Origin of the sequence: Echinicola jeungdonensis (genome assembly GCF_030409905.1) — a bacterium.
GTDB lineage: Bacteria > Bacteroidota > Bacteroidia > Cytophagales > Cyclobacteriaceae > Echinicola > Echinicola jeungdonensis.
The window spans coordinates 2,673,305-2,696,088 of record NZ_JAUFQT010000001.1; the positions used below are offsets into that span (position 1 = coordinate 2,673,305).

Below are 22,784 nucleotides of genomic sequence, written 5' to 3' on the forward strand. Positions count from 1 at the left end.
TAATTTATGCGGAATAAACCATTTATTGTGATTATGGCCGGAGGGATTGGTTCTCGGTTTTGGCCTTTTAGTAGAAATAATTACCCAAAACAATTTTTGGATATTTTGGGTACAGGAAGGACGCTGATTCAAATGACTTATGACCGGTACGTGAAGATTGCCGGGCCAGATCATTTTTTTGTGGTGACCAATGAACAATATGTTAACTTGGTCAAAGAGCAACTTCCTGATATATCCGAAGAACAAATATTGGCAGAACCTGTTAGAAGGAATACGGCTACCTGTGTTGCCTATGCCAGTTATAAGATACAGAAGGAAAACCCTGAGGCAAAGGTGATTCTTACCCCGTCAGATCATTTAATCATTAATCAAGAAGAGTTTCAGGAAAAAATTAATTTGGCGCTGGAAGCAGCTGAAAAAGAGCCTCATTTGATTACCATAGGGGTGAAGCCAAATAGGCCTGAAACAGGGTATGGGTATATCCAATTTATTGATAAAACTCATGATTCCGAAATCAAAAAAGTGAAAACTTTTACCGAAAAACCAACTCTAAAATTGGCTGAAAAATTTTTGGAAAGTGGGGATTTTGTTTGGAATACTATGATGTATGTATGGAAAAACAAGAGTATTATTCATGCCTTCGAAAAATATATGCCAGAAGTTGCTGAGGTTTTTGAGGAGGGGAGGGAGTTTTATGGGACCGAAAAAGAACCTCAATTTATTAAAAGGGCCTATACCTTGGTTAAAAACACCACGCTTGATTACGGGATCATGGAAAAAGCTGAAGAGGTTTATACCGTAATTGGCGATTTTGGGTGGTCTGATTTAGGTTCCTGGATGAGCATCCATGAACTCCAGCCCCAGGATGATAATCAAAATGTAGTAGAGGCCAATGCCATGCTGTATGATACCTCCAATAGCTATATTAAAGTTTCTCCCAACAAATTGGTAGTTGTTCAGGGACTTGATAATTATCTAGTCAACGAATCAGATAATGTTCTCTTAATTTGTAAACTGGATGCTGAAAATAAATTCAGAGAGTTTGTGGCCGATGCCAGAAATAAGGGTGAAGGTTTTGTATAATTTTCTATTGTGAAACATCTGCATCCCGAGGGGCAGGAAGAGTAATTTGCTATCCTATGGGTTTAAATGACCCTCAGGAACTAAGTCCTGGGATTTTTTGGGATTTTATGCCATGTGGTTTTGGTACGCCCCCCTAAATTCTTAAGCCATTTGTTTGATAGATTTGTGGAATTTTCCAAACAGTAACTTTATCCTTATGGTACCGTTATTCCACCGGTTAGGGTGACCATAAGCGTTCCCGGGAAACTCAAGATTCATTACCTGGGTCCGAACCCTACATTTCCGATGTTTTTTAAAAAAATAGGTAAAAAATGGAAGGGTAAAAAAAACTCCCCATCCATTTTTATGTTTTTATTTTTTGCGCTGGCGGATGGCTTCATAGATCAATATTCCTGTAGCTACCGAAACATTTAAACTTACTATATTTCCTGCCAGGGGTATGCTCACAAATTCATCGCTGATTCCCATTAATTCATTGGATATTCCGTCCTCCTCAGATCCCATGATCAAGGCGGTAGGAGAGGAGAAATCAGCTTGGTACATTTCCCGGTCTGTTTTTTCTGTGCAGCATACAATATTGAGACCTGTTTTTTTTAAGTCTTTAACGGTATAATAAAGGTTTTTCACCCTGCAGACTGGCAAGAAATTAAGGGCTCCTGCTGATGTTTTTACTGCATCTGAGTTGATTTGGGCCGAGCCTTTTTCAGGAATCACGATCGCGTGTACACCTGCACAATCGGCTGTCCTGGCTATGGCACCAAAATTCCGGACATCTGTAATTCTGTCCAGAATAAGGATCAGTGGATCCACCCCTTTTGAATAACATTCTTCAATGACATTATCCAGTGAGGCATATTGGATGGCAGACATTTGGGCAACCACTCCCTGGTGGTTTTTGCGGGTAATCCGGTTGAGTTTTGCTTCCGGTACCCTTACCACATGCACCCTTTCCTTTTTGGCCAAAGTCAATAATTCCTTAATCAACTCATTGTTTAGTTCTTTATTGACAAGTATTTTATCGATGTCTTTTTGCGCATTCAGCGCTTCCATAATTGCCCTGGTTCCAAAGATAATATCCTTATCATGATCTCCCTTGTCGATCAAAAAGCCATCTTTCCGCTTCTCCATAATTTGATATTTCTAAACCACTCTGGTTGATAGGACCTGGAGCGATTCAATTTGTAATAATTTGGGGTGAATATATTTTTGACTCTGGCAAAGGTAAAGCTAATTTTTGAATTGGAGCCTATTCTGTTATAAATCCAGATTTCTTTTCCTTTTTCGAAAAACACATCATTTGGAGGTCCCATAATAATATAGATCATGCCACGGTCCGTTTTCCACCCCTCCTTAAAATCTGTAAACAATAAATTAGCAAATTCAATTTGTCTAAAATATTCCTTTATGATTTCTTTGGCCTTATCTGCATCATGGGTGAGTTCGAGCCAATATTTGTCCAGGGCTTTCTTTTTATCTGCCGCTTCTCTTAAGGCCTCATGTTCACTTCGGGTAGATATATATACCAACATATCGATCATTTCGCCATAATTGGAAACTCCTGGAAAGGCTTCATCCACGGTTTTGATCAATAGGCCACTTTGGGAAGTGGTGTCTGACTGGATAAAATAATACCCATTTTCGTCAAATGGTTTAGGGGTGTTGATAAGAAATTGGCCGGCATACTGGACTTGAATTTCTTTTGGAACAGGGGATTCACGGGTTTCCATTGGCGGGTACGGAGGGGCAAATTCCCTTGGGTAATAAAAACTGAAAAGGTCCATGGGGCCTTCACTTTTAAATATTAAGGCTTCTTCCTTGTGAATAAAGGTTTGGTCAAAAGGAATGCTGTTGTTGTAATATGCCCCGAAATTCGGATGGTTAATAACATAAGGGCTTATTAAATCTTCATGATAAACATATTCGTCATCTTGTCTCTTGTCTTTGGCCCAAAATACTACATAAGCTTCCTCTTGGTCTTTAGGGACGTTTACTGTTTCTTCAAAATAAAAATGCCTTTCTGTTTCCTGTTTTAATTTTGCTTTTGAAAGGGGGATTAGATCTTCCTGGTCGATTTTATCAGTAAAGCTTTTAACTATGGCATATGAAAATTGGTAGTCCTCAAAATTGGCTTCATCCTCAATTTTTTCCACTGGCATCTGTAGCTTAAATTTCCTGTTTTCAAGTTGAATGGGGATGATTTTAGGGGCAATCCGTGAATAACGGGAATACCTCAAATTCTGGTTGATGTTTTTGAGGGAGGTTTGGGCCTGAGTTAAGGGAGTAACAAGTAGGATGAAAAGGGCAAAGGCCAACAGTATTTTTCCAGTCTTTATTTTTATCATCATTTGGTTTTAAAAATTAACCTTATTTTTGTTGATGTTTATATTTACCAATTGGTCCCCAAGGTTTAACCGTCCGGGTTTCTCAATTTGCCATAAGGCTGAACTGTAAATATATTAAAATATTTATAGCTCTTTTTTAGGGCCATTTTGTATGTAACGGATTTAAGGGCAAAACCAATTGGAAATGGTTTATTTGGTTAAAATAATAAAATAATAAATGGCTACCTATACAACGGAAATTGCCTCAGATAAGTTGGTCAGTGATAATCCCATTCACCAGCGGTTGCTCAAGGCTTATGTAGCAGCACAACCTTTGGTAAAGGGGGATTTGCTGGAAATTGGCTGTGGAGAGGGGAGAGGCGTTCAAACCCTAAGGGATCATGTAAAATCTTATCATGGTTTGGATAAAATAGGGGAAGTGATTGATAAGTTGAAGGAACAATATCCGGGAGTAAAATTCGAACAGGCAGTCATTCCCCCTTTGGAGCATATTCCCTCCAATAGTTATGATTCAGTAGTAAGTTTTCAAGTGATAGAACATATTGAAAAAGATAAACTTTTTTTGGAAGAAATTTATAGGGTCTTGAAACCCGGGGGAATGGCAATTATTTCCACACCCAATATCCGACATACCTTGAGCAGGAACCCATGGCATGTCAGGGAATACACTGCTAAGGAATTGGAAGTTCTTTGCGGAAGAATTTTTGATAAAGTGGAGACAAAAGGGATTGGAGGAAATGAAAAAGTTTGGGTCTATCATGAAGCCAATAGAAAATCTGTGAATAGAATCATGCGATTTGATATTTTTAATCTTCAATACCGACTACCAGCATCTTGGTTAAAGGTTCCTTATGAGTTTTTAAATAGAAAAAACAGGGATAAACTCCACCAACAGCAAGGTAATTCTGTTTCCAATATTTCCCATGAGGATTTTAAATTGGTGGATTACCCGGAACAAGGCCTAGATTTATTTTATATTTTAAAAAAGAATTAAGGGTTATAGATTCCAGGAGTGAAGGGGTTTCCATTTCCCAGGAGGTAAATTGAAATATTGGAAAATAGCAGAGGGCAATAAAACTAAAAGGGCGACAGTTGTAACTGTCGCCCTTTTAGTTTATGAATTGAATTTATTGATCAATTCATCGGGATTCTTCCGGGGGTTGTGGTCCCGATGACCTTGTCCAATTGGTTCTGAATTTTTGTTGCCAGTTCATCATATCCCCTTTCTTGAAGCAATGGGACGAAATACCGCATCATTTCCATAGATACCATGGCTTCCCGGTCCATTGGCCTTCCCTTTTCCCGGTAGAAAGTAAGGGTTTGTACGGACTTTTTGGTCAATTGGTCGATAATATCCAAAGCTAAATCATCCTCTCCCATTTCAAACAACAAAGGAACGGATTGGCCATTGGCCAAATCATATGGGATAGCTTCATGAGGGAATTTTTCCAAACTTAATTTTTGGATATCTACTGCCTTTTCCAGCTCGTTTTCCTCCAACAATGCAATGGTTAGGCTATTGAAAGCGCTCCTGTGGTTGGAAGTAAACCTGCGGTATTCCTCATCAAAATAATTGTCAGGGTTGTTCATTCCCCGGAAGGCAAATTTCTCCATCATATTTTTGTAAGCAAGCTCTGTATTAACGAACTCGTCTCTTTGTTCGGGCTTTCTTACCGGTAATAAACGGTAGGTCAATCCTTCCATGACCACATGGTTTTTTAGGTCGAAACCAATAGTTGCTAGTGAAGTATTGTTGAAATAAATTGGTCTTTCCCAATTATTACTAACAATTAAATCTAACAACATGAGGTTACCTTTGGTCATGTAATTCCCTTTGACCCTCAAGTTCATTTGGTTCAATACCAAGTTTTCCATCCCTTCAGGGATAATTCCTTTTTTGATCACCTCTGCAGAGTCGATGTCCAATACCAAGTTTCTGGAGGGTACCATATTAATGGTGCTTTTATAACTGGAAGAAAGCTTGAGGAAATTACTTTCATTATGAATGAGTTTCAGGTATTCCCTGGCTGAGATGGCTTCTAAACCCTGTTGATCTCGGACATAAAGGACATCATTAGTGCCCTTTTTATAATTTTTCTTTTCAAGGGAAAAGGGCAAAGGTTCTGATTCATTTACCTTCCGGGTCATTTGTTCCACATACCAATCTGTGTCAAAATAACTCAGTACTATTACGCGGACATCAGTTCTGAAACCTTCCACTTCCTGAACATACCACAGAGGGAAAGTGTCATTATCCCCACCGGTAAAAAGGATGGCATTTTCTTCACAACTTGCCAGGAAATTTCTTGCAGAATCAACAGAGAAATACCGGTCAGAACGGTCGTGGTCATCCCAATTTTGCTGGGCCATGAGTACAGGAACCGGGAAGGCTAATAAAGTCGCCAAAATGCCGGATACTGCAAAGTTTTTACTGAGCTTCCCTAAAGCATGGGCAATGGCCATTACCCCCATTCCTATCCAAATGGCAAAAATATAAAATGAACCCACATAAATATAATCCCTTTCCCTGGGCTCTACTGGTGGGGAATTGAGGTAAAGCACCAAAACTACTCCCATCATCAGGAAGAGCATCAAGGTCAGCCAAAACGACTTGGCGTCATATTTGGCTTGAAAGAATATTCCGATTATACCCAGAATTAAGGGCAGCATCAGGTAATTGTTGTGAGCTTTGTTGTTGGTGATGTAATCTGGGAAACTATCAGAGAAGGCATCGGCGATACCTAACCAGGGAGCATCGGAAAAATCACTTTCCCGGCCAGAAAAATTCCACATAAAATACCTCCAATACATATGTCCCAATTGATGGGAAAGCATAAAGTAGATGTTGTCCCCAAAAGTGGGGTCCTCACCCTCCCTTAGGCCTAATTTTGACCGGTAGATTTGTTTATGCCTGGGTTGTGTAGAATATATCCTTGGTAGAATCGTGGTTTTGTCCTCTTCATATTCACTGACTAATTGATAGTCCACGATTTCATATTTGTCCTCTCCTTTGACATAGACCGGAGCCCCTTCTTTTTGGTCCACTACTTTGGCAGTGAAATATTGACCGTGGAGAAGGGGTCTATAGCCGTATTGTTCTCTCTTGAGGTAACTAACAAAGCTTAGGACATCTTTAGGGGCATTTTCATTGATAACAGGGTTGGCATTTGCCCTGATTACGATTAAGGAATAGGAACTATACCCAATTAAAATAAAAGTAAGGGAAATCATAATGGTGTTTAAAACCACCATCTTTTTCCTTTCGGAATAAATTATTCCAAAAATTACCGCAGCAATAAAAATGGCGACAAAAAAGATGATGCCTGACCCAAAAGGTAAACCTAAACTATTTACAAAAAAGATCTCTATGGATCCAGCTATGCTGGGAAGTCCTGGGATAATGATATTGTTTATGGCAACCAGTGCAACCCCCCCAAGTATGAAGGCTATAATGCCTCCAGTAAGGTTGGGATTTTTATATTTTTTAAAATAGACTACAAGTGCCAAAGCAGGTAGTGTGACCAAATTAAGCAAGTGGACTCCAATAGATAAACCTACCAAATAAGCAATGAATATCATGTACCTGTTCTCATCCTTTGGGTTTTCAATGACATCCCATTTTAGAAAAGCCCATATGACGATGGCAGTGAAAAAAGAGGACATGGCGTATACCTCTGCCTCGGCTGCAGAAAACCAAAAACTATCAGAAAATGTATAAGCCAAGGAACCGATAATCCCAGCGCCCATCAAGGCAATGGTATGGCCTTTTGTCTCATTTCCTTTCTCTATTTTAAATAGTTTTCTTCCCAACAAGGTGATGGACCAAAATAGGAAAAGAATGGTAAACCCGGAAAATAAAGCACTTCCCGCATTCATCAAAACCGCTACCTCTAAGGGGTCTCCAAAGGAAAAAAAGCTAAACATCCTGTAAATCAATAGGAAAAAAGGAGCACCCGGAGGGTGGGGAACCTGAAGTTTATAGGCCACTGCGATAAACTCTCCCGGATCCCAAAAACTGGCTGTTTCCTCAATTGTGAGCAGATAGACCAATGTGGCTACCAAAAATACAACCCATCCGGTGAGGTTATTGACTTTACTATAATTTATCATCTTTAAAATCCTATAAATGTGAAAGGCGAAAATAAAAAAATATTCAGGAAATGCCGGAGATTTAACAGTTTTTAAAAATAAGAGGCCAGGTTATCTCGATTTTCAAAAAAAGGAATAGCCCTAACAATATTTTAATTTGGATGCTGGGAAATATTAAGCCTCAGGCTGTCCTAAAGATTTGGGGAATAAAAAAACCAAGCTTTTAAATTGGCTTGGCTCGATATTCGTTTACGTGTTGAGATCCGGGTTGTTATTGGTGGCATCTACAAGTTGCCTTTTTAGTTTCCGCTCTCTTTCCAGGGTGTTTTTGCGATGTTGGTCAAATTCTTCTCTAGTTTCAGAAAGTGTCTTTTGGGTTTCAGCAATCACCTTAAAGCTTTTGGAATAACGGTAAATAAAGTAAAGCAAGGTAATGCTAAGCCCAGCCACCAATCCCCACATCATGGTAGTGTAAGTTCCTTTGTGGATATTCATGCCTAAAAAGGAAAAACTGTCTTTGATTTCCAAAGCTTCCTGAAGTTTCTGTTCAGTATTTTGGATTCCTGTGTTTAATTCGTCAATGGAAGCTTGTTGTTCTTTGATCTGGCCATTTTTTTGGATGATTTCCTCCTTGAAAACCCTTAAGGAATCCAATACATGTCCTTTCAACCTCTCCAAGTGGTTCTTTTTGACAACTTTATACTCTTGATAATCATTGGATATGTTATTTAGGTAGTCAAACTGACTTTCTATTGTCCCGCTATTTAAAGAATTAGCTGGTTGGGCCTCTTCAGTTGCATTTTGTCCAAAAGAAACTGAACAAGCAATAAGAAAGGTGAAAAACGCAATAACGCTGATTTTTCTCATTTTAATTTTCACTTTAGGTAATCCGTTCACACTTATTTTCAACGCGAAAAAAAAAGATTTATCCCACTTATGAAAATATGTTTCGCGAAAAGTGGTTTAATAATTGAAAACTAAAAGATGTTTCGGTGTTAAATAAATAAATCTGGGGATGTGTGTCGTATTCAGGTACTTAACGCAAGTTGGGTTTTTGGCTTCAAAGGACTTTAGGATGGGGATAATCCAGTAATTGGGGAAGCTGGTTTGTTGGGGATATTTTTGACAATTGAATTTTTATTAAAAGATGACATGGGTAGTTTGGTGTGGGGATAAAATACTTTTTTGGGAACAGAAAACCATAATTAAGGGTTAGCAAGAAAGTATAGAATCTGGAATTGAAATTAATCTCCTTAATCTCCGTTATTGTTTAATGTCCTTAGGTTTTTCCTGGTCTAAAAAAATAAGAAAAAGAAAAAAGATGTATGCAGGGGATAAGGTGTAAATTTGTGAAAAAGAAAAATGAAACTTCAACCGCTATTACTGGTATTCCTTTTATTATTTTCTGCTTCTGTGAGTAGTGCACAAATGGACACTACTGATTCGGTTGGGTTTAATAAAAATCCGCGATACCTCCTTTTGGACAAAGGACTTCAATTTAGGATTACGGAGGCAGTGAACAGTTTGTATAATTTTGAATTTGAAAAAGCTGAAAGAGGGTTTGCCGTAATGCGTTATAATTACCCGGAACATCCCCTTCCCTATTTTTTGATGGGTTTGAGTCAATGGTGGAAAATCATCCCGGATATGGAAAATAAACAGCATGATGATATTTTTCTTCGGTTTATGGATGAAACTATTGAAAAAGCGGAGGTGATGATAGGAAGGGATCCTGAAAATAAAGAAGCAGCCTTTTTTCTGGCGGCAGCTTATGGTTTTAAGGGAAGGCTGTTGAGCGAAAGGAGTAGTTGGACAGCAACTGCCTTTGCTGGAAAGAATGCCTTGAAATACATGGAAATGAGCAAAGGCGAGGAGGAGTTAAGTCCGGAATTATTGCTGGGAGATGCCTTGTTCAATTATTTTTCTGTTTGGATTCCCGAAAATTACCCCTTATTGAGGCCAGTGATGGCCTTATTTCCGAAGGGGGACAAATTATTAGGCCTCCAGCAATTGGAAGAAGTTGCCGAAAATGCATTTTATGCAAGAGTTGAAGCTCAATATTTTTTGTTTAGGCTGTATGCTTCAGAGGAAGATAAACCCTATGAGGCCTTACAGATTACATCCTACCTGCATGAAAAATATCCTGATAACCCTTATTTCCACAGGTTTTATGCCCGCCAATTATATGCTGTTGGAAGGGGGGCTGAAGCCAAGGATGTTTCTTTGGATATTTTGGAAAAAATAAAGCAAAACAAAAGAGGTTATGAGGCCAATAGTGGGCGATATGCCTCCTTCTTTGCTGCACAATTCTATGAGCGAATGAACCAAATGGAGAATGCTCGGAAGTATTATGAGCTGACAGTTGATTTTGGGGAGGAATCAGAAAGCCAAGAGAGTGGATACTACCTTTTTGCGCTTTTACATTTAGGAAAAATTGCTGCCCACCAGAAAAAATACGACTTGGCGAAGGATTATTTGAAGCAAGTAAAAAAGCATGCTAAACGAAAACACCCCGCTCACCGGAAAGCAAGAAAATTTTTAAAAGAAAATAAACTTTAGTAAATCCTTGGCCGTATTGCGGAGGTGATTTCAAGAGAAAATTTGAATTTTTTAAAGATAATTTCTTTAATCAGGTGAAAATTTTCAATATACCAGTTGATGAATAAACAATGTTTTGCCATTTGGCAGGTTTTTTGTTTTAAATTGCTTTAAAATAAATTAAGAATATATTACCTTTGCACAACATAATATTTTGCAAAAACTACTTGACATGGATAATAGCGTAAAAGTGAAATTCGACAAAATTGACCGTAAAATTCTAGAAATTCTCCAAGCCAACGCAAAGATTACCAATGCTCAGCTTTCTAAGGATATTGGCCTTTCACCAGCCCCTACTTTGGAAAGGGTAAAGAAATTGGAGCAGTCCGGAATTATCAAAAGCTACCATGCGAAACTTGATCCAGAAAGAATTGGACTAGGGGTAAGCACTTTTGTTTTGGTTAGCCTGATCGGTCATAACAAAGCCAATATTGATGCCTTCATGAAAGAAATTAATTCTGTTCCTGAAGTGATTGAATGTCATCATATTACAGGTACTGGGGATTTTATTTTGAAAATCATCTCCAAAGATATTACTTCCTACCAGAAGTTAATGTTGGAAAAAGTGAGTGAAATTAAGGAAGTGGATTCTATGCAGTCCATGGTAATTCTTTCTACCTTTAAAGATAGCAAGGTATTGCCCATCCCTGCTTAAGAAAAGAAAAGCATTAAAATACAGGAGGGTGGCTGATCGGTCACCCTTTTTTTTTAGAAGAAGATGAAAAACAATCCCTGGAAGACAAAGAAAAAAAGATTGGTTTATTCCAATCCCTGGATAGCCTTGGAAGAACATGATGTGGTTACTCCAGGTGGCACAGACTCCGTTTATGGTAAAGTGGTGTTTAAAAATAAAGCCCTGGCAATCGTTCCTGTTGATGAAAACCTGAACACCTGGCTTGTGGGGCAGTTTAGGTATACCATCGACGAATATAGCTGGGAAATTCCCATGGGAGGTGGGCCTTTGGATTTGGATTTTCTCGATAGTGCCAAAAGGGAACTGAAGGAGGAAACAGGCCTGATAGCCAACAAATGGTCTAAGGTAATGCGATTTCATACTTCCAATTCTGTAACAGATGAAGAAGGGTTTATTTATTTGGCCGAAGAACTTACTCAAGGGGAGACTGAATTTGAAGACACTGAAAAAATAGAAATCATTAAGCTTCCTTTGGCTGAAGCCGTTGAAAAAGTGATGAAAGGGGAGATCACTGATGCCATTAGCATAGCAGGACTTTTGAAAGTGGCAAAAATGAAAGGTATTCTTTGAGGATCATTAGCTTCAATTATTTGGCAGCAATAAAAAATTCTTGCCATTAAAATATTTTGGCGGTTGACCATGTTGAGGAGAATGAATTTTAAAACCCATTTTTCCAGAACTTTTAATCTGGCCTATCCGGTGATGTTGAGCCAGTTGGGACAGGTGTTGGTAGGGGTGGCAGATAGCATGATGGTGGGGCGTTTAGGTGCAGAACCATTGGCAGCGGCTTCCCTGGCCAATAGCATCTTTTTTGTTATTTTGATGTTTGGGATAGGGATTTCCATGGCGATTACTCCCTTGGTTGCTGCCGCAGATGGAGAGGGGAAAGTAAACCGAATTTCCCGGCTTTTTCGATATGGTTTTGCCATCAATACTATTGCTGGAGTTTTGCTTTTTTTGCTAATAATATTGGCCTCCCCCCTTTTGTACCAAATGGGCCAACCTCAAATTGTTGTAAATTTGGCCATTCCTTATTTAGGGATTATTGCCTTTTCTTTGGTACCCTTTATGTTTTTTCAACATTTCAAACAATTTGCAGAAGGTCTTTCCCAAACCAAGCAGGCCATGCGAATCACCCTTTTGTGCAATGGGGTGAATGTATTTCTTAATTGGGTTTTGATATACGGGAACCTGGGATTTCCAGCAATGGGGTTAAATGGCGCCGGTTGGGCGACCTTGATATCCAGGGTGTTGATGGCATTGATAATGGGTTATTATGTGTGGCACTCCAAAAGGTACAGGGGCTATGATTTGGCGATGAGTTTTAAGGGCCTGCGTTTGCCCATGGTTTCTTATATATTAAAAATTGGATTACCAACAGGCTTTCAGTTCATATTTGAAGTAGGGGCCTTCAGCTTTGCTGCCATTATGATGGGTTGGTTGGGAGTTAATGCACTCGCAGCCCATCAAATAGCCATAAATTTGGCTTCCATTAGTTATATGATGGCATCAGGGCTATCGGCGGCAGCTACAGTAAGAGTTGGAAATCAGTTGGGGAGAAATGATATCCATACCCTCCGGGAAGCAGGTTTTACTATTTTTGCTATGGTAGGGTTGTTTATGTTGGTGTTTGCTGTGTTTTTTGTGACCCTGAAAGAGTTTTTGCCTCTATTGTACATTGACAATCCAACCGTCATAAACATTAGCGCTAGTTTATTAATTATAGCAGGGTTTTTTCAGATTTCAGATGGAATTCAAGTAGTGGGATTAGGGGCCCTCAGGGGGATGGCTGATGTTAAAATCCCTACCTGGGTGACCTTGATAGCCTATTGGGGCCTTGCCCTTCCCTTAGGTTATATGATGACTTTTCACTGGGGAGTTGGTGCTCAGGGTGTTTGGTTTGGGCTTTTAATTGGCTTGACACTTACCGGAGGGGTTTTATTGTACCGGTTTCATTACCTCAGTTTAAAATTGCTATATAAATCCCAAATTAAATGACGGGGTTTTTGGTTTTTGTTTGATCTGGGATTTCCGTCAAACAAATAAAAGGGACTGCTTTGTTGATTATTAACAATTTGTAATACTTCTGAATTGTCGAAGCGGGTTTTAATGAAATCCAAATGTCCAAACCAATATCGGTATCAGCTTTTATTCATTTATATTTTGTCCGTTAAGGAAACAAATGTGGGGCGTAGTTGGACTCCAGGTGACTCAATAACCTATTAAAGCTTAAGTTTTTTTCTAAAATAGCCTATCGATGGTTCCTGCTTTATTTTTATTTTATATTAGTTTTGAATATAATTTTTCATAAAACCGAGCATCAATATGAATGAAAATAATGAAATGGCCAGACCGGCCAGTTTTTCCCGGACCACCATCACAGAATTGATGATTCCCTCTTACGCCAATTTTGGCGGGAAAATCCACGGGGGTATTTTACTTTCCCTAATGGATAAAGTGGCTTATGCGACTGCCACTAAGCACAGTGGGGCCTATTGTGTGACAGTATCTGTTGATACGGTGGATTTTCTTCAACCTGTAGAAGTTGGAGAATTGGTGTCTATGAAAGCATCCATCAATTACGTAGGGAACAGTTCCATGGTGATCGGTATCAAGGTGGTATCTGAAAATGTGAAAACAGGGGAAATCAAGCATACCAATACCTGTTATTTTACCATGGTGGCCAAAGGTGAGGATGATAGGCCTACGAAGGTGCCGAAATTAATCCTGGAAAGTGCCACGGAGGTAAGAAGGTTTGTTGAAGCTATTTACAGGAAGAAATTCAAGCAGAATTATGAAACCAATCTTCACGAGATTAAGAAGAATTGGGAAAAGCAGGATATTGAGACTTTGCTCAAAAACCAGCGTTGTATAAATACCACAAAGGAAGTGGGCTGATTTTGTTTATTATTTAATGGTTGAATTTTTTGAGGGGACAATTCTTCTTTTTAGGAACAGCCCAACAAAGGCGACCAAGGCACCACTTGTACCCATTAAGAAGACTAAAGGGAAATTATTGGCATCATTTGCATATACCCAGCCGGAAAAAAGGGCTCCCAGCCCAATACCTGCCTCCAGGGATATGTACATGGTAGCTAATGCCCTTCCCCGGAATCCATCAATTGAAAGGTCAATGGTCCAGGCTGCTACGGTTGGAGAGGTCATCCCCACAGCACATCCAAAAACAACAGCGGAAATGATCAGGGCCAAGCTGGTTTCGGCCAAGGCAATTCCGGTCATGGAAATAGCCAAGCAAAGGGTGGCAGCTTTTAATACAGGAACCCTTCCAAATTTATCGGATGCTTTTCCTGCTATGATCCGAATTATCAGGGAACTTAAAGTAAATACTGCAAAAAATAGTCCCTTGTTTTGAATGCCCAGATGGGTAGAAAAATCAGGGATAATGGTTAGGATGATGCCAAAAGATAATACGCTAAAAAATAAAACCAGTGATGGGGCGATCACTCTGGTTTCAAGTATTTCATTTTTTTTTAATCTCAGATGATCAAATTTTAAGCTTTCAGGTTCTGAGTGGGTTTCTTTTAATCGCATCAATAACAACATGGTCAGTACTGCCACTCCTGATGATGTATAAAAAAGGGGAGTGGTTCCGTGCAATTCTGCAATAAAACCACCCATGGCAGGCCCTGCTGCCATGCCCAATGAACTAAAAAGGGATTGAAGTCCCATAGCCTCCCCTCTTCTGTTAATAGGGACCAAGTCCGCCACATAAGCTGAAATACCAGTAGGAGTAAAGCCGGTTGAAAATCCATGGAAGAATCTCAAGCATAAAAATCCTGCGACGGATGAGATGATGGGGTAAAGGAGACTAATGACAAAACAAACCCCCGCTCCAAAAAACATTACCGGAATTCGGCCAATTTTATCGGCCAATTTCCCGCTAAATGGACGGGAAAGGCCAGCAGTTAAGGTGAATAGAGAAATGATAAGGCCTTTATAATCCTCCCCACCCAGACTGGAAAGATAAGCTGGAAGCTCGGGGATGATCATGTTGAAGCTTGCAAAAAACAAAAACGAGCTTGAGCATAGTAAGAAGAATCGCAAAGTAAAAAAAGGAGGTAAGATTTTCATAGCTTTCCAGTGTTTGCTTTGCTCAAAATCAAAGGGCACAAAGAAAAATCCATAAAGATGCTCTTTGTGCCCTTATTGGGGAAATTAATTTTTAACCTGACTAATCTTCTTTTGCTTCTTCCTCGCTTTGGGCCAGAAGGAAGGCTTTGATAAACTCATTGATACCCCCGTCCAGTACCGACTGTACATCAGAAGTTTCGTATCCGGTTCTTGCATCCTTAACCAACTTGTAAGGGTGAAGGACATAGTTCCTGATTTGGGAGCCAAAGTCGATTTTCATCTTACCGGCTTCAATTTTAGCCCGCTCTGCATTCCGCTTCTCCATTTCCATTTGATAGAGCCTGGATTTAAGCATTTGCATGGCTTTTTCCCTGTTGGCCAATTGGGAACGTTCTACCTGGCATACCACCACAATTCCAGTTGGCTTATGGGTCAATTGGACCTTGGTTTCTACCTTGTTGACATTCTGTCCCCCAGCACCACCAGAACGGGATGTTTGCAATTCAATATCCGATGGATTTATATCGATTTCTATACTGTCATCTACCACAGGGAAGGCGTAAACAGAGGCAAAGGAAGTATGCCTTCTGCCCCCACTGTCAAATGGAGAAATTCTAACCAGTCGGTGTACTCCAATTTCTGATTTCAGAAACCCGTAAGCCAATGGTCCATCAAATTCCAATGTCACAGATTTGATTCCGGCAACATCGCCTTCCTGCAGATCCACCTCCCGGACTTTATAGCCATTTTTTTCGCCCCACATGATGTACATCCGCATCAATATGGATGCCCAGTCATTACTCTCAGTTCCACCAGCTCCAGGGTTGATTTCTAAAATGGCACTAAGCTGGTCTTCCTCGCTGCTGAGCATTTTTTTGAGCTCCAGGTCTTCCAGTCCAACTAAAGCTGCCTCATAATCGGCTTTTAGGTCCTTTTCTTCCACTTCTCCAGCGGAATAAAATTCGAAAAGCACCTCAAGGTCCTGAATTTGACTGTCTACTTTCTCATATGATGAAGTCCAGGACTTTTTGGACTGGATCAACTTCATGGTTTTTTCGGCCTCCTCAGGATCGTTCCAAAAATCTGGTTGGGCAGAAACTGCTTCTAGGTCTTCTATTTCAGCTTTCTTTCGATCGTAGTCAAAGATACCTCCTTAAGGCCGATACACGAGCCTTCAAGTCTTTCAACTGTTCTAATGTCATAAAATATTAATTTGTTTAATGAATTTAGGAATGCAAATTTCGGTAAATTTTATGGGTTTACCTAATTGAAAGTTTAGCCGTTTAATTCAGGGATGGTTGCCTCCGTTTTCAGAATGGTGAAATGAAAAGGTTGTGCCCAGAAACTTAATAGCCAATTATCAATTGCCTTCAATTCCAAACTGGAAAACTTAATCCGGGACTTTTTAGCGAATGAAAATAAAGATTACTCTTCCTCTGGACTTAGGTAAATGATTTTTATTTGTTTATTACCTTCGTTTTTGAAGAACTTGGGTTTCAATTGAGAAAATAAAATGCCAGCTCCTAAAAGGGAACCGCCCGTAATTAGCACTCCACGGTCATAAGAGAGCTTTTGATCCTGATAAATTCCATTAATAGTTTCTGCAGTCAACAACAGGAGACCTGCCCCAAAGAAAATGGTTTTTAACTTATCAAAAGTTTGATTTTGAGGATGATCTCGAATGTCGATTTTTTCTATTTGATCTGGAAGGAGGATGTTGTCCTCTAATACGATTGCCTCAGAAGTAATTTCAATAATTTGATCTTTGATTAAATAATCAAAGCCTTTTTGTTGATAAACTAATTGATCTCCAGTCTCATAAAACATGACTTTTTCTGGTTTCCCAGATTTTTGTAATATCAGAAAATTTTGAGCCAATAGGGATTTGGGTGCCAGGCAAAGAAGCCCAATTAGTACAAAAAAAGAAAAAGTACTGGATTTCATCCTAAGTTAATATTAAATGGTTAGTTAGGGAAAAGGAGATAATATTTGGATCTCCTTTATTATGCAGTTAAAACTAATCCAATAAAAAAGGCTTCCTCATTTGTTGAAAGCAAATCCGGAAGCCTTTTTTTAAGATATTAAAGATAGCTAGACCTTTGTAATCCAGCCATGTTTATCTTCTATTTTGCCGTATTTGATGGCATCCAAAGTTTCCAGGACTTTGTATGAGAAAGCGTCCAAGGGTTTTTCTGGCAGCGTGTAATCTTTATCCCCAACATTAATTTTGGAAATGTGGGCTATGGTTGCTGCGGTCCCTGTACCAAAAGCTTCTTCAAGGGTGCCATTTTCCAACGCCTCCTGGAGTTCGGAAACAGCAAGGAATCTTTCTTCCACCGGAAGCCCCATTTCTTGGGCAAGGGTCAATACACTGTCACGAGTAATTCCCTTAAGAATGGTGCCTTTGGTTGTAGGGGCGGTGATCAATTTCCCGTTTATAATAAACATTACATTCATGGTACCGCTTTCCTCAATGAACTCATGATTTTTCGCATCCGTCCATAGCAACTGGTCATAACCTTGTTCTTGAGCCAATAGGGCAGGGTATAGGGAGCCTGCATAATTTCCTGCTGCTTTGGCATATCCGGTTCCTCCTTCAGCTGCACGGGTATATTTGGTTTCCACCTTTACGCTAACTGGTTTAGCATAGTAGTGTCCCACCGGACAGGTGAAAATCATGAACTTGTAAGTGGCAGATGGCCGGATGCCCAGATAATCATCTGTGGCAAAGATAAAAGGCCGAATGTATAGGGAACACCCGGGCTTATTGGGTATCCAATCCCTGTCCACCTCCATTAAGCGGCTCAGTCCTTCCATAAATAAATCCTCAGGAACAGGAGGTATACACATTCTAATGGAAGACTCTTTTAATCTTTTTTGATTGGCATCCGGTCTGAAAATGAGAACATCCCCATTATCGTTTTTATACGCTTTTAAGCCTTCAAAGACGGATTGCCCATAATGTAATGTGGCATTGGCCGGGTTGAGATCCAATGGGGCATAGGGCTCCACCCTGAAGTCCTTCCATTCACCATCCTTGTAGTCTGCCACAAACATATGGTCACTGATTGTTTGGCCAAAGGCTAAATTTTCAAAGTCTGTTTCTGGCAGTTTAGACGCTTCGGTCTTTTTTACTTGGATATCAATTGTCTTGTTCATGCTTTTATACTCTAGGTTCCCAAGTGACCTCTTCTGTATTCAATTCCTTGGAAATCATTCTTCCCAATACAAAGAGGTAATCTGAAAGTCTGTTTAAATATTTTATGATAGCTTCGGCTACCTGTTCTTGTTCATTTAGGCTGATCACCCTTCTTTCTGCCCTTCTGCAAACCGTCCTGGCAATGTGACAATAAGAAACCAAGGGATGTCCGCCCGGAAGGATGAATTTTTTTAAGGGAGGTAAAACTTCCTCCATTTCATCAATGGCCTTTTCCAACTCGGTAATATCTTTTTCCAGGATGACCGGGTTTTTGGCTTGTTTATCCCTATTAGCCAAGTCAGCTCCTATGGTAAATAGCTTATCTTGAATGCTTTTTAAAAAGGTCTTTCGGTTTTGGGATTCCTCATAATCCCTGATCAAACCCAAAAAAGCATTGAGCTCATCAACAGTCCCGTAAACTTCTATACGAAGATCTCCTTTGGACACCCTTTCTCCTCCCAATAAGGAGGTAGTTCCTTTGTCACCGCTTTTAGTGTAAACTTTCATGCTCAAGATAAAGCTTTTCAGTATTCCCCCGGATTAAATAAAAGGCTCCTTTTATCTTAGCTTTTATTTTGGTCTTAAATGAAAACACCGATTAAAGTTAACCATCTTTCCCTTTATTATAAGGAAAATTACCTATTGATCTTATGCTATTGTCATTGAAAATGACAATAGCATAAATGGATTATTCCAATTTCAATATTCAATAATAGAAATTAGGACACAAAAATAACGATTTACTTTTACTTTTTATAGCCTTATTCTGAGACCGTTTGAAATTTGTTTGAGGTAGGGTGAGGGTTCATTTCATCTGATTCTACCAACCCATCCCTCAATCTGACAATTCTATGGGAATAGTGGGCAATGTCATCTTCATGGGTCACCATGATAATGGTGTTGCCTTTTTGATGCAATTCATGGAATAACTCCATGATACCAAGGGAGGTTTTGGAGTCCAGATTACCGGTGGGCTCATCTGCTAAAATAATACTTGGGTCATTTACCAGAGCCCTGGCAATGGCCACCCTTTGCCTTTGGCCCCCGGAAAGCTCGTTAGGTTTGTGCCGGATACGGTCTTCCAACCCAACACTTTTCAGTGCCAAGAAAGCCTTGTCTTCCCGGTCAGGCTTGTTATAGCCGGCATAAATCAAGGGCAAGGCCACGTTTTCCAAGCAACTGGCTCTTGGTAGTAAGTTAAAAGTTTGAAAAACAAAACCTATTTCCTTATTCCGGATCTCCGCCAACTCATTATCTGTCATATCACTGACATCCTTATTATTGAGGATATAAGTGCCATCAGTGGGGGAGTCCAAGCAACCAATGATATTCATCAGGGTGGATTTCCCGGAACCCGAGGGGCCCATAAAGGAAACATATTCCCCTCTGTTGATTTCTATGGAAATGGACTGAAGGGCATGAACTTTTTCCGAGCCCATGGTGTAGGTTTTTTTGATTTCTATTGTTTCGATAATTTTGCCCATATTACAAAAATATTAGGTATTATTGATCCTAAAGATACAGTTTTAAAAATTAAACCCTTAATCAAAAAAATTAAATTATGTGAAAGGAAGTTAAAAGGTTTGAAGTTGAAGTTTTTCAAGGGTTTTTGGCTCCACCCACTGAGATAATTGTTGAAGGGCTGCAGTGCCGTAATGAGCCAATCCAATTTTTCTGCTGTACTTGATCATTTCTAACCATAGCAAGGGGTCTCTGTTGAAGTCCGCTGCCTCCCTAAGTATTTTGTATTTCTCTTCATCACTCTGGGCATTATTCATAGCTTCCATTACCATAAATGTATTGTACGGATTACTGTCCATTTTGCCAGAACTAGGGATCATACCTTTGTTTAAAAGAAGTTGGGCGTTTTCTGGTTTGGTTTTTTTCAGCATCACCTGGTTCATTTCCTGAAAAAAAGCCTGGCCCTCCTGAGACTTCATTCCTGTTTTGACCAAATTGATCATTTGTTGAATTTCTTCTTTTTCCAGCCAATGGCCTTTTTTCCATAATATTTCATTGGCCAAAATGGCTTTGAGCTTTGGGGTATCAATGGTTTCCAGAGCAGGTAAAATATTGCTTTTTACCTGCTCGATTAAATGGGCAAGGAAATTGAAAAATTTGCTTTGTTCATTTTCTTTTAAATCTCCATTTTCATCAAATATCATCCAGGATGGAAATTCCAACTCGTATTGCTTTTGGATCCTGAAAGCCTCATTAGGTTGGTTTCCAAAATATAGGATGGGCAAGTGCTTTTGCTGGAAATTTTCAAACCCCTTTTCTTCAGCCAATAACAATTCAAGGGCTGCTCTTTTAAAGTCCCCTTGGCCAATCAGGATATAGGCGGATAAGCTATGGTAATACCCAGCAGAATTAGAAAAATTAAAAGCTAGGCCATTGAGGTATTTTAGAGCAGAATTGATGTCTTGACTTTGGTAACTCCTGATCACCCTGGTTATGCGAAGTTCCTCTTCAGCATTAGGGGTTGAAGGGGTTTTTAGCAAAGTGTCTACCAACCCAATGTCCTTTGCTAAGGATTGGTGGACCTTGTTGGTCCATTGATTTCTCAATGCTGCCAAGGTGATCAGTTCAAGATGCCGGGATGTGTCCGGAGAAATCTGAAAATCAGAGAAATCCCCTAATCTGTTTTTGTAAGCAAGGTGGTTGGTTTGGGAAATAGGGTCATTTTTTGTAGGGATTTCCACCTCCAAGTGCCGTAAATGCTTAGCTTGGATTCCAATGGTATTGGCCAAAATAGTGTTAGAAGGAGAGGCTATTTGGGAAAGCAATTGGTAAGCTTCTTCCCCTTTATTGCCTTTGCTGAGCATTAATGCCAGATTGTTTTTTAAAATTGGGGAGTCAGGAAAAAACTCTAGTCCTTTTTCTAGGTAAAAAACAGCATCAAAATATTCACCTCTTTTATGGACAAGAGAGGAAAGCAGGATAATGTCATTTATATTTGGGTTTTGCGCCAAGCTTTCATTGAGGTGCTCTAGGGCTAATGTGGGTTGTTTTTCTATCAAATATAAATGGGCAACAGCATTTTTGGCTTTGTCATTTCTCCTGTACCTAGCCCAACTGTTTTCATAAAGGATCCTGGCTTCCAAAGGCCTATTGGTTGCATAATAATAATCTGCAGAAAAGTTTGTGGAACTGGTAGACAGTTGGGGTGCAATGATCCCATCGGTATAAACTATTAAACTCAGCAGGGCAATTGCTGCACCTAATCGCATATGGTAATAGGCAAAAAATTTGGGCCGGAAGATTACTTTTTCAATCGGGTTTCCCGAATCCATATAACCTGAAAAATTGGCCATGGTATAAATGAAAAATAACAGGGAAAGGGAAATTTGGGTGTAAGTAAACCAGTGGTTTAAGAAATCCATCATGGGACGGTTCTGGGAAAATCCTGCTTTCCAAAAAACAAGAGCACTGATGCCAAATCCAATCCAAAATAGAGACTGTCCTACCAATGGCGATTTATAAGGCTGGGAAAATTGTTTGATTTTTTTTCTGGTTTCAATCCATCCCAAAAAGCCAACAAAAATAAAGAACCAAAACAAGGAAGGTATGGCAAAAGGAAGTTCTATGCTACCATTGAGGTCTAATAAAAATAGGACCATTGCCCCAAGGTATAGCAAAGTAAAAAAAGTAAGGTGAAGGGAAATTTTGATTCCAACATCCTGATTTAGATTAGCCAGAAAAATAAAAAGTGCACCTATTACAGCATGGCCTATGTATAAAAGGAAAAGGGAAGTGATCCCCAGGCCCATAAGGGTAATGTTTTCCGCAAAAAGAAGAGCAGGGTCTTGAACCGGGCTGAAATAGATTAATGAAGCTATTGTTAAAAGTGAAATGGGAAAGACTAAAATCAGTCTTCGAAGGAGGGACCAATTTTCTCCAAAGACATGGATAAACATGGCGGGGGCCACCAATCCAATGATCAAAATAATCAAAGCAAAATTACTGCTAATGCTTCCAATGTTTAATGCATTGACTCCACTGAGAGTAAGTAAGATGATGACCAAAATCATGGAGGCAATAAAGTACCACCTTTTAAAAGTGGAAATTAGCGTGGTCCCCAAACTTACCAATACCCAGAATAATCCACCGAAAACTAAAACCTGGGTAGTGTGCGAAAGGGGTGGAAGTGATTCGAAATTTTGGAAAAGTAGGTGATTGTTGACTTCTAAGGAATAAGTATGGGGTGGCCATTGGAAATAATCCAGGGGAACTTTGACCATTTCAGTGAAAACACCAGGTTCAATGGGCATGCTATGCCCCAATTGGAAAAAATACTGATAAACTAAAAGAAAACTGCCAATAACCGTAATGATAATTGGCAGTCCTTTAAAAACTGTTTTGTTAATTTTTTCAGGGGATATTAATGGCATTATTCAAGAACCTTTGGCACGCGGAAATAATCTGAATCCCTTTGGGGCGCATTTCTCAATCCTCTTTCATGGGAAAGGTGTTTTCCCACTTTATCTTCCCTGATTATATTGATTTCAGAGGACATGGTGGTGATAGGTTCCACTCCTTCAGTATCCACCTGGTTGAGGTGCTCGACCCAATCCAGAATTTGCGTCATATCCTTAGTCATTTTTTCTGCACTTTTCTCATCAAATTCCAGTCTGGCCAAGTGCGCGATTTTTTTCAGGGTATTGATATCAATTTTCATATTTAATTT

The 22,784-nt window shown here is 39.6% G+C and carries 19 protein-coding genes; 7 read left to right on the forward strand and 12 right to left on the reverse strand.

The genetic code is table 11. The features are described from left to right. Nucleotides 1-6: 6 nt before the first annotated feature. On the forward strand, nt 7-1,083 hold the full coding sequence (locus QWY93_RS11075) for a mannose-1-phosphate guanylyltransferase (protein ID WP_290248308.1): 1,077 nt from the start codon (nt 7-9) through the stop codon (nt 1,081-1,083). A gap of 351 nt (nt 1,084-1,434) precedes the next feature. Here the strand turns inward: QWY93_RS11075 and rlmB are convergent, their stop codons facing one another. After that, the gene (rlmB, locus tag QWY93_RS11080) at nt 1,435-2,211 is read right to left on the reverse strand and encodes a 23S rRNA (guanosine(2251)-2'-O)-methyltransferase RlmB (RefSeq protein ID WP_290248310.1); all 777 of its coding nucleotides are present in this window, start codon (nt 2,209-2,211) and stop codon (nt 1,435-1,437) included. Further along, a complete protein-coding gene (locus QWY93_RS11085) occupies nt 2,184-3,428 on the reverse strand; it encodes a GWxTD domain-containing protein (RefSeq protein WP_290248311.1) in 1,245 nt (414 codons plus the stop codon). Before QWY93_RS11085 ends, rlmB begins: the two co-directional genes overlap by 28 nt. 214 nt (nt 3,429-3,642) lie before the next feature. Between QWY93_RS11085 and QWY93_RS11090 the strand changes: the two genes are divergently transcribed. Then, nucleotides 3,643-4,419, forward strand: coding sequence for a class I SAM-dependent methyltransferase (locus tag QWY93_RS11090; RefSeq protein WP_290248312.1), 777 nt, complete (start codon nt 3,643-3,645; stop codon nt 4,417-4,419). A gap of 140 nt (nt 4,420-4,559) precedes the next feature. Here QWY93_RS11090 and QWY93_RS11095 read toward each other — a convergent pair whose 3' ends face one another. Then, nucleotides 4,560-7,535 (reverse strand): glycosyltransferase family 117 protein, encoded by a 2,976-nt coding sequence (locus tag QWY93_RS11095; protein WP_290248313.1) that lies wholly within the window; start codon nt 7,533-7,535, stop codon nt 4,560-4,562. A gap of 228 nt (nt 7,536-7,763) precedes the next feature. After that, a complete protein-coding gene (locus tag QWY93_RS11100) occupies nt 7,764-8,381 on the reverse strand; it encodes a hypothetical protein (RefSeq protein WP_290248314.1) in 618 nt (205 codons plus the stop codon). Nucleotides 8,382-8,876: 495 nt separating this feature from the next. Between QWY93_RS11100 and QWY93_RS11105 the strand changes: the two genes are divergently transcribed. From QWY93_RS11105 to QWY93_RS11125, 5 genes are all read left to right on the forward strand, one after another. Beyond that, nucleotides 8,877-10,073, forward strand: a complete 1,197-nt coding sequence (locus QWY93_RS11105) for a TTC39/IML2 family protein (protein WP_290248315.1) — start codon at nt 8,877-8,879, stop codon at nt 10,071-10,073. Between the two features lie 211 nt (nt 10,074-10,284). Then, nucleotides 10,285-10,767 (forward strand): Lrp/AsnC family transcriptional regulator, encoded by a 483-nt coding sequence (locus QWY93_RS11110; protein WP_290248316.1) that lies wholly within the window; start codon nt 10,285-10,287, stop codon nt 10,765-10,767. A 63-nt stretch (nt 10,768-10,830) separates the two neighbouring features. Beyond that, nucleotides 10,831-11,376 (forward strand): NUDIX domain-containing protein, encoded by a 546-nt coding sequence (locus QWY93_RS11115; protein WP_290248318.1) that lies wholly within the window; start codon nt 10,831-10,833, stop codon nt 11,374-11,376. 81 nt (nt 11,377-11,457) lie between these two features. After that, nucleotides 11,458-12,804 (forward strand): MATE family efflux transporter, encoded by a 1,347-nt coding sequence (locus QWY93_RS11120; RefSeq protein ID WP_290248319.1) that lies wholly within the window; start codon nt 11,458-11,460, stop codon nt 12,802-12,804. A gap of 327 nt (nt 12,805-13,131) precedes the next feature. After that, nucleotides 13,132-13,704, forward strand: a complete 573-nt coding sequence (locus QWY93_RS11125; protein ID WP_290248320.1) for an acyl-CoA thioesterase — start codon at nt 13,132-13,134, stop codon at nt 13,702-13,704. 9 nt (nt 13,705-13,713) lie between these two features. Here the strand turns inward: QWY93_RS11125 and QWY93_RS11130 are convergent, their stop codons facing one another. From QWY93_RS11130 to gatC, 8 genes are all read right to left on the reverse strand, one after another. Further along, the gene (locus QWY93_RS11130) at nt 13,714-14,898 is read right to left on the reverse strand and encodes an MFS transporter (RefSeq protein ID WP_290248321.1); all 1,185 of its coding nucleotides are present in this window, start codon (nt 14,896-14,898) and stop codon (nt 13,714-13,716) included. A 100-nt stretch (nt 14,899-14,998) separates the two neighbouring features. Then, nucleotides 14,999-16,100, reverse strand: a protein-coding gene (prfB, locus tag QWY93_RS11135; RefSeq protein WP_290248322.1) for a peptide chain release factor 2 whose coding sequence is annotated in 2 segments (ribosomal slippage) — nt 14,999-16,039 and nt 16,041-16,100 — 1,101 coding nt in all. Because the reading frame shifts where the segments join, the coding sequence is not laid out codon by codon here. Nucleotides 16,101-16,323: 223 nt separating this feature from the next. After that, nucleotides 16,324-16,842 (reverse strand): hypothetical protein, encoded by a 519-nt coding sequence (locus QWY93_RS11140; protein WP_290248323.1) that lies wholly within the window; start codon nt 16,840-16,842, stop codon nt 16,324-16,326. A gap of 147 nt (nt 16,843-16,989) precedes the next feature. Continuing rightward, nucleotides 16,990-18,057, reverse strand: a complete 1,068-nt coding sequence (locus tag QWY93_RS11145; protein WP_290248324.1) for a branched-chain amino acid aminotransferase — start codon at nt 18,055-18,057, stop codon at nt 16,990-16,992. A gap of 4 nt (nt 18,058-18,061) precedes the next feature. Beyond that, nucleotides 18,062-18,604 (reverse strand): cob(I)yrinic acid a,c-diamide adenosyltransferase, encoded by a 543-nt coding sequence (locus QWY93_RS11150; RefSeq protein WP_290248325.1) that lies wholly within the window; start codon nt 18,602-18,604, stop codon nt 18,062-18,064. A 254-nt stretch (nt 18,605-18,858) separates the two neighbouring features. After that, nucleotides 18,859-19,581, reverse strand: a complete 723-nt coding sequence (locus QWY93_RS11155; RefSeq protein ID WP_290248326.1) for an ABC transporter ATP-binding protein — start codon at nt 19,579-19,581, stop codon at nt 18,859-18,861. 90 nt (nt 19,582-19,671) lie between these two features. After that, a complete protein-coding gene (locus QWY93_RS11160) occupies nt 19,672-22,488 on the reverse strand; it encodes a hypothetical protein (protein ID WP_290248327.1) in 2,817 nt (938 codons plus the stop codon). Further along, nucleotides 22,488-22,775 (reverse strand): Asp-tRNA(Asn)/Glu-tRNA(Gln) amidotransferase subunit GatC, encoded by a 288-nt coding sequence (gene gatC, locus QWY93_RS11165; RefSeq protein WP_290248328.1) that lies wholly within the window; start codon nt 22,773-22,775, stop codon nt 22,488-22,490. The genes QWY93_RS11160 and gatC overlap by 1 nt, the downstream gene beginning before the upstream one ends. Nucleotides 22,776-22,784: the final 9 nt, after the last annotated feature.